Here is a 12031-nt window from a genome sequence, read left to right as displayed (position 1 = left end):
CCACCGACAAACATCTGCCGGATCAGCAAGCCTGGTTGATGTCGATGGAACCTCTAAACAATAAAACCCCTGGGAACTACCCAGTGCCCTTCGCCACTGGATTCATTGTTGCAATTGCGCTCTATTTTTCCTTTTTTGCGCAGACTGCCGAGGCCCAATCCGAATGGGAAAGGTGAGTACTGAAGATTCAAAACGGTATCGAACAAGGCTCTACAAAATAACCGGTCACTATCATTGGCCAAAAATAAAATACGGGCTATGGGTAAAAACCTTATTAACTTCAGTACCACAATTGATTCGACAATAATGAATTGGGCCCTTGGTTCCCACAACAACCTGATCTTTTACGTGGGTGCTAGTGTCATGCGAGATAAGCCCCTTTGATTTTGAGGTGTAGACAGGCGCTTTTATAGCTGCAACCCAAAGCAGCCGGAGCCAAAGGAAAAATAGGAATTGGACAGATGAAAAAAAATGACGAAACTGCCCTGATTGAAATTGCGGACCTGCTGGAGCTTCAAAAAAACTCGACTCCTGTCATTCTCGACTGCCGCTACGAGCTGGCTGACCCGGAAAGTGGTGCCCGCGCCTACACCGCTGGCCATATCCCTGGAGCCCACTACGCCAGCTTGCACCGGGACCTCTCTGCGCCAGTACAGCACTTCGGCGGGCGCCATCCCATGCCCAGCAGCGTCCAATTCCAACAGTATGCCCGGAGCCTGGGCATTAACAGCGACACACCGGTCGTCGTGTATGACGACAATCGCCTGGGATTTGCCGCGCGGGCCTGGTTCCTGTTTTACTTTTTTGGCCACAAGACTGTCAGCATTTTAAACGGTGGCCTGCGAGCCTGGCTCGATGCAGGGCAAGCACTGGAAACCAGCGAACCGACGCCATGCGAGCTCGGAAACTTTAGCGCCACCCCAAAGGAAAACCTGCTGGTGCACTACGAGCAGCTCAAACCCACCCTTGGAAATGCCCCCTGGCAGCTGGTAGACGCCCGCGACCAAGAACGTTTTGAGGGACTAGAAGAACCCATAGACCCCATTGCCGGACATATCCCCACCGCGATAAACCAGCCCTGGAAAAGGATGACCGATGAATCTAGCGGCAAGGTGAAATCCCCACAGGCTCTCAGCCAGCAGTGGGAATCATTGGCTGACGGGCGCCCCCTGTTAAATTACTGCGGTTCAGGTGTGACCGCCTGTGTAAATTTCTTTGCCCAACACCTTGCCGGACGCCACGACTCCCTGCTGTATCCCGGTAGTTGGAGCGATTGGTGTGCCCACCAGCAGGAGGAGAAATAGGTCAGGACTCCTCCCTATTTGATGTACCCGGGAAAGCGTTAAAGAGAAAGGAAAGCTGTGGAAAAAAAGGCGGCATTCGAGCCGCCCCTTTTTTATCAGTCATGCATGGGATTGCGAAGGATCGGGCAAATGGCTTCCTTGTTTTTCGCCATATACTGCTGATGATACTCCTCAGCATAATAGAATGGCTGCGCCATGCTGATCTCCGTAGTGACCTGGCCGCGCTGCTTTTCATCCAGTGCAGCCTGAATTCCAGCCTTGCTGGCTTCCGCCTCTTTCTTCTGTTCATCGGAAGTACAAAAAACACAGGAGCGATACTGCGAGCCAATATCATTACCCTGGCGCATGCCCTGAGTTGGGTCATGCATGTCCCAAAAGAGCTTCAAAAGCTCGGCATAGCTGATAACCTTTGGGTCGAAGACCACTTTGACCACTTCCGCATGGCCAGTGCGGCCGCTGCACACCTCATCATAATTCGGGTTTTCCGTGGCCCCGTCAGAGTAACCAACAGCAGTGGCAAAAACACCATCGGTTTCCCAGAATATACGCTCGGCGCCCCAGAAACAGCCCATACCAAATATGGCAACTTCCATACCTTCAGGGAACGGCTCCTTGATAGAATTGCCATTAACGAAGTGGACGCCAGTGATGTCCATCGGCTGCGGCCGACCAGGCAAAATCTGATCCGCATCCGGTATCTGGAATTTGTCGTATTGCATACTGTTATCTCAAGTGCTGAAATTTTCTTCAATCAGGATAGCCATAAGCCGCTAATCCGCCCAGAGCCATACTTAGGCCAGTTTAACCTAGCGATCAAACAGGCCGGAGAGATTTTTGACCAAAAGGTTGAGAGTTGGCTTTTCACAATAAAAGGAGCCGCCATTGGCACGCTTAATTTTACTGCTGCTTATTTTACTCGCAGCTTGGTACGCCTGGCAGAAGATCAAGGCCAGCGCACCCGAAAATAAACGCAAACAGATTTTCCTCGCTACAGTCCTGGCGGCTGCGGTGCTTGTAGTATTGCTCGCACTGAGCGGGCGGCTGCATTGGGTTGGCGCTGCAGTGCTGTTAATTCTGCCGGTAGTAGGCCGTTTGCTCAACCAACTGACCCGCTTCTTGCCCTGGCTGGCACCATTTTTTGAGCGATACTCCCGCGGCCAGCAGCAACAGAATCAACAACAGGGGGAGGAAAACTGGCAGGAGCAAAAGGCGGCTCAAAACAACCAGGGCCCGCCACTCACAGAACACGAAGCACGGCGAATTCTCGGCGTGGGTGCTAACGCGGGCAAGGAGGAAATTGTCGGTGCGCACCGCAAACTGATCCAAAAGCTACACCCGGACCGTGGTGGCAATGACTACCTGGCCTCTCGGGTGAATGCCGCAAAAGAGTTGCTGTTGAACATTTTGTGATCAGCGCGCCTTGCAGAGGAAGTGGATATATCGAGCAAGCTGTCGGTAGGGATCCAGCTGGGAGTATTCCAATTCCTTCTGCACTATCGCCGCTACCGGTAATTTATCCCGGATTGAGGGCGTCATAAAATCGTGGAAACAACGAATACCACTGTGGCACGACACTTCAAAACCCGCCTCACTCAACCACTCTTCTACCCATTCCTCCAATAACGGGTTTTGTGGGGTAAGACTGCCAGGATGCCCACCCCAGTAATCTCCATCGATATTGCGCTCCAGCTGGCGGAAGCTACCACGCTGCAGCAAGCGAAACTCCAGCGCGCGTCGATTGTAGAATGTCAGGGAGAGATGGCCGCCGGGCTTTAACAGGCTGCGTAATTGTCGCACTGCCAGCTGAGGCTGCTCCAGCCATTCCAGCACCGCATGGCAGATCACCAGGTCTGCCTCGCGCAGTTCTGCCTGTTGCGGCAAGGCCTGCAGTGGCTTATGCAGGAGCGTCACTTGTTTTTGCAACTGCCGTTGTTCCACCTCGGCAGCGGCGTGCTCGAGCATCTGTGCAGAGATATCGGCGAGGTATACCTTATGTCCGGCCTGGGCCAGATCCATTGCAAAGTGCCCCTGGCCGCCACCGGCATCCACTACTTTTAAGGAGTGTGATTCCGAATTGAGCAGAGGTGCCAGGTCTCTGTTTAACACTGCCAGGCGAATGTCTCCCTTAAGCCCTCCATAAATACGATTACGAAAACGGTGTGCCAGGTCATCAAAATTGCGATCGCTGAAACGGCTAGCGCTCATCGGATTCCTCACTGCGCAAGGCAGCCAAACAGCGGCTGCGATTCTCATTGATTTTGTCACGCAATGCAGTGTCCAAATCAACCCCCAGCACCGCCGTCAACTTGGTTAGATACATCTGGATATCTGCCAGCTCTGCAGCAACCTCTGCAGCACCTCCAGTTTCCATCAGGGCGCAGATTTCACTGTCATCTTTCCACTGGAAGTGCCTCCCGAGTTCTGCCACTTCTACCGACAGCGCCATGGCCAGGTTTTTTGCTGAATGCAGAGACTGCCAACCGCGAGCTTCAGCAACTTCATCGAAGGCCATCAGGATTTCACGATCATTCATCAATCTTTTTCCTCTGCTGGCGTTCCAGGCCACCTTCACGCGCCGCCAAAATCGAGTTCAGCGCCTTGGACAAGAACTCGCGCCGATACAGTACACACACCACAAACAGATAACTGGCGATAAACAACAGCGGATGGATGAACCAGCTCAATACTGACATGGAAAAGTAATAGGAGCGCAAGCCGTAGTTGTAGCTGTGGCCCGCGTGGTCGATCACTTTTGAAATACTGATAGCAAATCTGCGACGCTCCTCCTCGGAGAGATCGTCGGCTTCAGGTGGTGGCGCTGCACCGATCAACACATTGGCAAACGAATACTGGCGCAGCGACCAGGTAAAGTTAAAAAATGCGTAGATAAAAATAAGGATCAACAGCATAACTTTGAGCTCGAACTGCTCAACAGAAGTTGGCTCTGCAAAAGGCAAACTGGTAATCACTTCGATAGCGGCTTTATTTGCCGTCAGAGCCGTGACCAAGCCCGCCAGTATCAGGATGCTGGTGGAGGCAAAGAAACCGATCACCCTTTCGAGGTTACTCAGGATCGCTGTATCCGCCATACGCATATCGCGATCGAGCATACGCATCATCCACTCCACCCGATACCACTGCAGGGAGGAAGTAAGACACCAGGTTTCCTTGGCCTTTTTTCGCGCAAAAACGGTGTAACCCACCCATGTGATAAAAAAACCAGTGACGCTGGCAATATCCAACCAGGACAACCTCTATCTCCCTTTCGTCTACATTTATGCCGGGGCATTGGAAGGCGAAGTCTTCGCCTTGCTGGCATCCTTGTCAACACTGTCTTTCCGGTGTGTGCAAGCGGTAGAATAGCGCTCTTTCGCCGGCGACAGTGCCGGCCAGAAATTTCCTATAACTCCAGGGAGCTGTCTTTTGAGCAACTCACATCCTGCATTCAAACTGGTTACCAGCGCAGAAATCGATTCCCTCGGCGTTCGCGTCGAGGAATACCGCCACACCACCACCGGTGCCCAGCACCTGCATATCGCCTCCGACAACCCGGAAAATGTTTTTCTGGTGGCGCTGCGCACAGTGCCCGAGGACTCCACCGGCGTAGCGCATATCCTTGAACACACCGCACTGTGCGGCAGTGACAAGTACCCGGTGCGGGACCCGTTCTTTATGATGATCCGGCGTTCGCTCAACACCTTTATGAATGCCTTTACCAGCTCCGACTGGACTGCCTACCCATTTGCCAGCCAGAACCGCAAGGATTTTGACAACCTGCTCGACGTCTACCTGGACGCGGTATTTTTTGCCCGCCTCGATCCTTTGGATTTTGCCCAGGAAGGTCACCGCCTGGAGTTTACTGAAGCGGATAACGCCAGCAGTGAGCTGGTGTACAAGGGTGTAGTGTTTAACGAAATGAAGGGTGCCATGAGCTCCGTAAGCTCGCAGCTGTGGCACACCCTGAGTAAATACCTGTTCCCCACTACCACCTATCACTACAACTCCGGTGGCGAGCCGACCGATATACCCAAGCTCAGCTATGAACAACTGGTGGCTTTCTATCGCAGCCACTATCACCCGAGCAATGCCATTTTTATGACCTTCGGTGATATTCCCGCCGCAGAGCATCAGGCCGCATTCGAAGAGAAAGCCCTGCACAAGTTCGAGCAGCTGGAAAAGACGATCTCTGTAGGTCGCGAAGACCGCTACCAGGCACCACTCAAGGTAGAAGAGCACTACCCACTGAATGGCGAAGCGCTGAACGGCAAGACCCATATCGTCCTGAGCTGGTTGCTCGGCGACGTCACCGATTTGGAAGAAGCCCTGACCGCACACCTGCTCGCCGGCGTCCTTCTGGACAACAGCGCCTCCCCTCTGATGAAACTACTGGAAACCTCTGACCTGGGCACCTCCCCCTCCCCGCTTGTGGGGCTGGATGATTCCCAGCGTGAGCTGGTATTTGTCTGTGGTATTGAAGGCAGTGAACGAGAGAATGCCGACGAGCTGGAGGAGCAGGTTCTCGCAGTCTTGAAGGACGTTGCCGAAAACGGTATCCCCTATGAACAAGTGGAAGCCAGCCTGCATCAGCTGGAACTTCAGCAACGGGAAATTGGCGGCGATGGCTACCCCTTCGGATTACAGTTGATCCTTACTGCATTGACAGGAGCCACCCACCGCGGCGACGCCATCGGTCTACTGAATATCGACGCCACCCTGGAAAGGCTGCGCAAACAGATCAAGGACCCGAAATTTATTGCCAATAAGGCCCGCGAACTGCTGCTTGAAAACCAACACCGTGTGCGCCTGGTACTGAGCCCTGACGATCAATTAGCCGCTCGCCGTGAGCAGGCCGAGAAAGAGCAACTGGCACAAATCAAAGCAAACCTCAGCGAAAAGGAAAAGGCGCAGATTGTCGAAACTGCCAAAGCCCTGGCTGACCGACAAAATCGCGAAGATGATGCCTCTATTCTGCCCAAAGTCGGCGTGGAGGACATCCCCGCAGAGCTGCCCGATGTAGAAGGCGAAGCCATTGAGCTGGGTCCGCAAAAACTGACGCGCTATAGCGCTGGCACCAACGGCCTGGTTTACCAGCAGATGGTCTGCGCCTTACCTGAGCTCACCGAAGAAGAAAAGCAGCTGTTGCCCTACTACTGCCAGGTACTCAGTGAAGTCGGTCTGGGCGAAAAGGACTACCTGGAAGTACAACAGTGGCAGACCAGCGTTGTCGGTGCTCTGCACAGCTTTACCAGCAGCCGGACGGCCATCGACAATCTCGATCATCTGTCTGGTCACTTTGTCCTGTCCGGCAAAGCACTGGCGCGCAATCAAGGTGGGCTTACCGAGCTGATGCAAGCCACCATGGAACAGGTACGCTTTGATGAGCACGCCCGGATTAAAGAGCTGCTGCTGCAGACATTGGCCCGTCGCGAGCAAGGCGTTGTAGGTAATGGCCATGCCCTGGCCATGGCTGCAGCCAGTGCTGGCTACAACCGCGCCGCCTGGGAGAGCCACGCCACTGGCGGCCTGCTAGGCCTGCGCGACCTGAAAGCAATGGTCGCGGGCCTGGACAAAGAGGAAGGCCTGCAACAACTCTCCGCCCAATTCCAGGCTATTCACCAGAAAATACTGGCATCACCTCGCCAATTTCTACTGGTGGGTGAGGAAGATAAAATTGGCAGCTTCAGCCAGACCCTGGCACCACTCACTTCCAACTCCAGTGTCGCTGCGGCAAACCCGGAAGCTCCGTTTGAGCGCAAGCGCGTGGAAGAGCTGTGGATCGCCAATAGCCAGGTAAATTTCTGTGCCAAGGCCTATCCCACCGTCCCTATGTCCCATCCAGATGCGGCCCCGCTATCCGTATTGAGTGGCTTCCTGCGCAACGGTTTCCTGCACCGCACTATCCGTGAACAGGGCGGTGCCTATGGTGGTGGCGCAGCACATGACAGCAATATCGGCGTGTTCCGTTTCTATTCCTATCGAGATCCGCGCATGGGTGAAACCCTGCAGGACTTCGATGCCTCACTCAAGTGGTTGGCGGAAGAAAAACACAAGGAAGAGCAAGTTGAGGAAGCCGTCCTCGGTGTAGTCGGCGGCCTGGACAAACCAGGTTCTCCGGCAGGTGAAGCCAAAAAGAACTTCCACTCCGGCCTTTATGGCCGCACACACGCCGTGCGCCAGAAATTCCGCAAGCAAGTGACAGAGGTAACTCTGCAAGACCTGCAGCGGGTCGGCGCTACCTACCTGGACCCGGACAAAGCCAGCACCGCCGTAGTAACAGGTCCCCAGGGCCTCGAAGCAGCGGCCACGCTCAACCTGCAGGAAGAGAAGCTCTAACAGAGACCTGTACTCCAGCCCCGGTGATATTTTTCACCGGGGATTGATCCCGCAGTCGGCCAAAAGCCAGCCTGCCAATTAATCGCAGTTACCCTCTAGCGAATCCCAATGAGTAAACAAGACAGCATCTACGCAAATCCACTGGGCCAGGTCGCCGGCTTTGAATTCGATCGCCAGGTAGTGCAAGTTTTCCCGGACATGATCAAACGCTCAGTACCGGGCTACACCACTATTGTGGCGATGATCGGCACACTGGCAGAGCGTTATGCCCAGGCTGGCAGCCGTTGCTATGATCTCGGCAGTTCACTATGCGCCGCAACCCTGGCCATGCGCCATCGAATTCCCGCTGCAAATTGCGAAATAATCGCCGTGGACAACTCAAAAGCCATGGTCGACCAGGCTCGCACTGTACTTGAGGCCGATAGTGGCGAAGTTCCGGTACAACTTATTTGTGACAACCTGCAAAACGTCGAAATCAATAACGCCTCGGTAGTCGTGCTTAATTTCACCCTGCAATTTATTCCGGTGGAAGAGCGCGATGAAATCCTGGAAAAAATTCACAGTGGCCTACGCCCCGGCGGCATACTGATTATTTCTGAAAAAGTGGATTTTGCCGATAAGGCACACAATGAACTGATGATTGAACTGCATCATTCTTTTAAAGCTGCAAACGGCTACAGCGTGCTGGAAATCGCCCAAAAACGCTCAGCCCTGGAAAATGTGCTGATTCCCGAAACACTGGACACCCACCGCAGGCGACTTAAAAATGTCGGTTTTACCAGCGTCGATGTCTGGTTCCAGTGCTTCAATTTTGCCTCACTTATTGCCATTAAAGGCAACTCCGAGAAGTAAGTACCCCGTGATCGACTACACCCAACTCTACCAAGGCCTGCAACACATTCCCGAGCTGCGCTCATGGCTTGCACAGCTGCCACAACAAATAGCGGAAAACCTGAGCACGCACCGATGGGGCGACCTGCCTGACTGGCGTGCAGCGATGGAGGCCTTGCCTGATATCAAGCCCTCGGACATTGAGCTTGCGCAAAGTGTGCGGATCGGCAGCCCCGGAGATGCGAGCGCCCAACAATTGCAATTATTGGAGCAGGAACTGAGAAAGCTGCATCCCTGGCGTAAAGGCCCATGGGAAGTTTTCGGCCTGCCTATCGATACCGAGTGGCGCTCCGACTGGAAATGGGATCGTGTATTGCCTCACCTGGCCCCACTCGAAAATAAATTGATACTGGATGTAGGCTGCGGCAACGGCTACCACTGCTGGCGCTCTTACGGTGCCGGTGCCCGGCGCGTGATCGGCATAGATCCATCGGCAAAATTTGTCGCGCAATTCTATGCCCTGAAAAAATACCTCGGCAAAGAAAAACCTGTAGATCTATTACCCCTCGGTATTGAAGCCCTGCCCTCCAATTTGCGTGCCTTCGATACCACTTTCTCCATGGGTGTGCTCTATCATCGCCGCTCTCCGATGGACCATTTGCGCGAACTGCGCGAAACCCTGCGTCCCGGCGGCCAGTTAGTACTGGAGACCCTGGTAATTGACGGTGGACTGGGGGATTGCCTGGTACCAGAAGACCGCTATGCGAAGATGCGGAACGTATGGTTTTTCCCCAGCTGCGCCACTCTGGAGAGCTGGCTGCGCAAGTGCGGTTTCCGCAACCCCAGGACTGTAGACTTAAACACGACCAGTTTGGAAGAGCAACGGCGCACCGGCTGGATGCAATTCGAGTCCCTGGAAGATTTTCTCGATCCGCAGTCACCCGATAAAACGATTGAAGGTCACCCCGCGCCCAAACGTGCGGTTCTGGTCGCGGAAGCGCCGTAGCATCTCTTACTCTGTGAGCCTGGGAACTCATAAATTCCGCAAAACCCTCTGCAAATAGAATTTTGTACGGAATGGCAACAGCCATCTTGATTGTTGCGCCTCGTGAGGCAAAGTGCGCCCCTAAATGGTGCAACTATATCCTTAAGGGAGGGCCGCGACAGAGCGCGGCCCGGCGCAGAGAAAATTTATGAGTATTAGTGTTTTCGAACTCTTCAAAATCGGCGTCGGTCCATCCAGTTCACACACTGTGGGCCCCATGGTCGCCGCGCGCCAGTTTGTACAGGATCTTGGTGCCCGCGCACAGCTGCAACAGGCAGACCGCGTACAAGTCCACCTTTACGGCTCCCTTGCCCTAACGGGCGTCGGCCACGGAACTGACATGGCGGTACTCATGGGGCTGCTGGGTCACTCTCCCGACACCATTGATGTGGACAGCATTGACAGCAAAATGGCAGCGATCAAAAAAGAGCGCGAGCTACTGCTGAACAATGACCACAAAATTGAATTCGTTCGCGATCGTGACCTGGTCTTCCATATGGAAGAATTCCTGCCGCAACACTCCAATGGCATGACCTGCCAGGCATACTCAGGCGATGAGCTGTTATTTGAGCGCAGCTATTTCTCCATCGGAGGTGGCTTCGTACTCTCTGAGGAAGACTTTGCCCACAAAGAAGAGATTGCCACCCTGCTCCCCTACGACTTCAACAATGCAGAACAGTTGATGAAGGTCTGTGACCGCCACGGTTGGACCATTGCCGAGCTGGCCATGGAAAATGAAAAAGCCTTTCGCAGTGAGCAGGAAGTAAAAGACCGTCTTTGGAATATTTGGAAAGTGATGGACGCCTCCATCGAGCGAGGTTGCCATCAGAACGGGATCCTGCCAGGCGGTCTGAGTGTGCGTCGGCGCGCAGCCGAGCTCTACCGTGAGTTAAGCAAGCAAAGTCCCGAAGAACGCAATCACGGCCTCGCCATCCTCGACTGGGTCAGCCTCTTCGCCCTGGCTGTTAACGAAGAGAATGCCGCCCGCGGGCGCATCGTCACCGCCCCCACCAATGGCGCCGCCGGTGTCATTCCAGCGGTGATAGCCTACTACGTGGAATTCGTACACGATCCGGAAATTCACGGAGAGCTGAAAGACCAAGTGGTAAAATTCATGCTCACCGCCGGAGCCATAGGCATGCTATTCAAGAAAAACGCCTCTATTTCTGCTGCCGAAGTTGGCTGCCAGGGAGAAATTGGCGTTGCCTGTTCCATGGCCTCCGCGGGCCTGGCCGCAGTAGAGGGCGGCAGTAACCAACAGATCGAAAACGCCGCCGAGATCGGTATGGAGCACAACCTTGGTCTTACCTGTGATCCTATTGGTGGGCTTGTGCAGGTACCCTGTATTGAGCGCAATACCATGGGTGCGGTAAAAGCCATCAACGGCGCACGCTTGGCCCTGCGCGGTGATGGCGCTCACATAGTACCGCTCGACAGTGTGATCGAAACCATGCGCCAAACCGGTATCGACATGCAGAGTAAGTACAAAGAGACCTCTCTGGGCGGACTGGCGGTTAACGCGGTCAACTGCTGATTTTAAGCGGCTGGGGCAACCCTATGCCCCAGCCATAGCACTTCTAATCAGCTATTGAAAATGAGTGAACGATGGGCTGCTACGCCAGCCATAGTGCCAGAGGCGATTGCGAAGGTGCCGCTCTGCAGCGGATTGGATAAGTCACCCGCTACAAAAACCCCTTTAACTGAACTCTCCTTGTAATCATCAACTTTAACGATGCTGCCAACAGGCGTGCCCTCCAACTCAAGATCCAGCATTTTAATTAAAGGTGAGGTCAAAGTGACCTTAGGAGAAACATACAGCCCCTCGAGAGCCACTTCTCTCCCATCGGCAAGCAAGACAGCCTGCAGTTGCCCACCTATTCCCGCCAAACTGATAACCGGTGTCTCCTCAAGCACCACACCCCGATTAATCAAGTGGCCGAGAACCTCTCCCTGAGGACTAAATTTGCCTTGCGTAAAAAGGGTTGTAGCACCCCAATCCGGGATCATCGCCGCTTGATGAAAAGATAACTCACTGGTGGCCAAGACCCCCAGGGGCCGGTCGCTCAGCTCATAACCATGGCAATAGGGGCAATGAATAACACTTTTTCCCCATAATTCTCTCAACCCTGGAAGATCTGGCAATTTGTCTGTAATACCACTCGCAAGAATCAGTTTCATGGCACGGTAAACAGTACCAATCTGCGCCGTTACCTCAAATCCACCAGGTACTTTCTCAATAGCTACAGCAGCATCCTCTACCAGCTTAAAATTTGGATAGGATTCAAGCTGGGACAGCGCGGTAACCCGAATCTCAGCCGGGCTTTTCCCATCCAACCCAAACACTCCATGAGACGCTACAGCAAAGCGGTTCCTCGGAGCATTGGTATCCAGCACCACCACCCGGCGCCGCCCACGAGCAAGCTGCATTGCTGCTGACAAGCCTGCAAAACTGCCACCAATAACCAGAACATCGGTATCCATAATTATCTCCCTCATTTCATGTAACTTTAATTGTTAC

11 protein-coding genes are annotated in these 12031 nt (G+C 53.9%); 6 read left to right on the top strand and 5 right to left on the bottom strand.

The window, feature by feature from the left end:
• The first annotated feature begins 461 nt into the window (after positions 1 to 461).
• A complete protein-coding gene (locus tag GL2_RS16555) occupies positions 462 to 1304 on the top strand; it encodes a sulfurtransferase (RefSeq protein WP_143731681.1) in 843 nt (280 codons plus the stop codon).
• Positions 1305 to 1399: 95 nt separating this feature from the next.
• Here the strand turns inward: GL2_RS16555 and msrA are convergent, their stop codons facing one another.
• A complete protein-coding gene (msrA, locus tag GL2_RS16550) occupies positions 1400 to 2023 on the bottom strand; it encodes a peptide-methionine (S)-S-oxide reductase MsrA (RefSeq protein WP_143731680.1) in 624 nt (207 codons plus the stop codon).
• 163 nt (positions 2024 to 2186) lie between these two features.
• On the opposite strand from msrA, the gene GL2_RS16545 reads away from it, so the two are divergent.
• Positions 2187 to 2714 carry a molecular chaperone DnaJ gene (locus GL2_RS16545; RefSeq protein WP_143731679.1) on the top strand — a complete coding sequence of 176 codons (528 nt, stop codon included), beginning with the start codon at positions 2187 to 2189 and terminating at the stop codon, positions 2712 to 2714.
• On the opposite strand, the gene GL2_RS16540 is transcribed toward GL2_RS16545, so the two are convergent.
• The 3 genes from GL2_RS16540 to GL2_RS16530 are packed head-to-tail and all read right to left on the bottom strand — an operon-like array spanning position 2715 to position 4555.
• Positions 2715 to 3509, bottom strand: a complete 795-nt coding sequence (locus tag GL2_RS16540; protein WP_143731678.1) for a methyltransferase — start codon at positions 3507 to 3509, stop codon at positions 2715 to 2717.
• Positions 3499 to 3837, bottom strand: coding sequence for a nucleotide pyrophosphohydrolase (locus GL2_RS16535; RefSeq protein WP_143731677.1), 339 nt, complete (start codon positions 3835 to 3837; stop codon positions 3499 to 3501). The genes GL2_RS16540 and GL2_RS16535 overlap by 11 nt, the downstream gene beginning before the upstream one ends.
• Complete coding sequence (locus GL2_RS16530; protein ID WP_143731676.1) at positions 3830 to 4555, bottom strand: DUF599 domain-containing protein; 726 nt, start codon at positions 4553 to 4555, stop codon at positions 3830 to 3832. The genes GL2_RS16535 and GL2_RS16530 overlap by 8 nt, the downstream gene beginning before the upstream one ends.
• Before the next feature lie 172 nt (positions 4556 to 4727).
• Between GL2_RS16530 and GL2_RS16525 the strand changes: the two genes are divergently transcribed.
• From GL2_RS16525 to GL2_RS16510, 4 genes are all read left to right on the top strand, one after another.
• Positions 4728 to 7637 carry an insulinase family protein gene (locus tag GL2_RS16525; RefSeq protein WP_143731675.1) on the top strand — a complete coding sequence of 970 codons (2910 nt, stop codon included), beginning with the start codon at positions 4728 to 4730 and terminating at the stop codon, positions 7635 to 7637.
• Positions 7638 to 7745: 108 nt separating this feature from the next.
• A complete protein-coding gene (gene cmoA / locus GL2_RS16520) occupies positions 7746 to 8489 on the top strand; it encodes a carboxy-S-adenosyl-L-methionine synthase CmoA (RefSeq protein ID WP_143731674.1) in 744 nt (247 codons plus the stop codon).
• A 7-nt stretch (positions 8490 to 8496) separates the two neighbouring features.
• Complete coding sequence (gene cmoB / locus GL2_RS16515) at positions 8497 to 9474, top strand: tRNA 5-methoxyuridine(34)/uridine 5-oxyacetic acid(34) synthase CmoB (protein ID WP_143731673.1); 978 nt, start codon at positions 8497 to 8499, stop codon at positions 9472 to 9474.
• A gap of 187 nt (positions 9475 to 9661) precedes the next feature.
• Complete coding sequence (locus GL2_RS16510; protein WP_143731672.1) at positions 9662 to 11047, top strand: L-serine ammonia-lyase; 1386 nt, start codon at positions 9662 to 9664, stop codon at positions 11045 to 11047.
• Positions 11048 to 11094: 47 nt separating this feature from the next.
• Here GL2_RS16510 and GL2_RS16505 read toward each other — a convergent pair whose 3' ends face one another.
• Positions 11095 to 11994: an NAD(P)/FAD-dependent oxidoreductase gene (locus tag GL2_RS16505; protein ID WP_143731671.1), complete on the bottom strand. Its 900-nt coding sequence runs from the start codon at positions 11992 to 11994 to the stop codon at positions 11095 to 11097.
• Positions 11995 to 12031: the final 37 nt, after the last annotated feature.

Source organism: Microbulbifer sp. GL-2, assembly GCF_007183175.1.
Classification (GTDB): domain Bacteria; phylum Pseudomonadota; class Gammaproteobacteria; order Pseudomonadales; family Cellvibrionaceae; genus Microbulbifer.
Note: the sequence above shows the minus strand (reverse complement) of the source record. Positions and strands in the feature narration are given on the sequence as shown.

Coding starts and splice junctions, on each gene's coding strand:
- GL2_RS16555 (WP_143731681.1), top strand. CDS start 462: ATGAAAAAAAATGACGAAACTGCCCTGATTGAAATTGCGGACCTGCTG.
- msrA (WP_143731680.1), bottom strand. CDS start 2,023: ATGCAATACGACAAATTCCAGATACCGGATGCGGATCAGATTTTGCCT.
- GL2_RS16540 (WP_143731678.1), bottom strand. CDS start 3,509: ATGAGCGCTAGCCGTTTCAGCGATCGCAATTTTGATGACCTGGCACAC.
- GL2_RS16535 (WP_143731677.1), bottom strand. CDS start 3,837: ATGAATGATCGTGAAATCCTGATGGCCTTCGATGAAGTTGCTGAAGCT.
- cmoA (WP_143731674.1), top strand. CDS start 7,746: ATGAGTAAACAAGACAGCATCTACGCAAATCCACTGGGCCAGGTCGCC.
- GL2_RS16510 (WP_143731672.1), top strand. CDS start 9,662: ATGAGTATTAGTGTTTTCGAACTCTTCAAAATCGGCGTCGGTCCATCC.
- GL2_RS16505 (WP_143731671.1), bottom strand. CDS start 11,994: ATGGATACCGATGTTCTGGTTATTGGTGGCAGTTTTGCAGGCTTGTCA.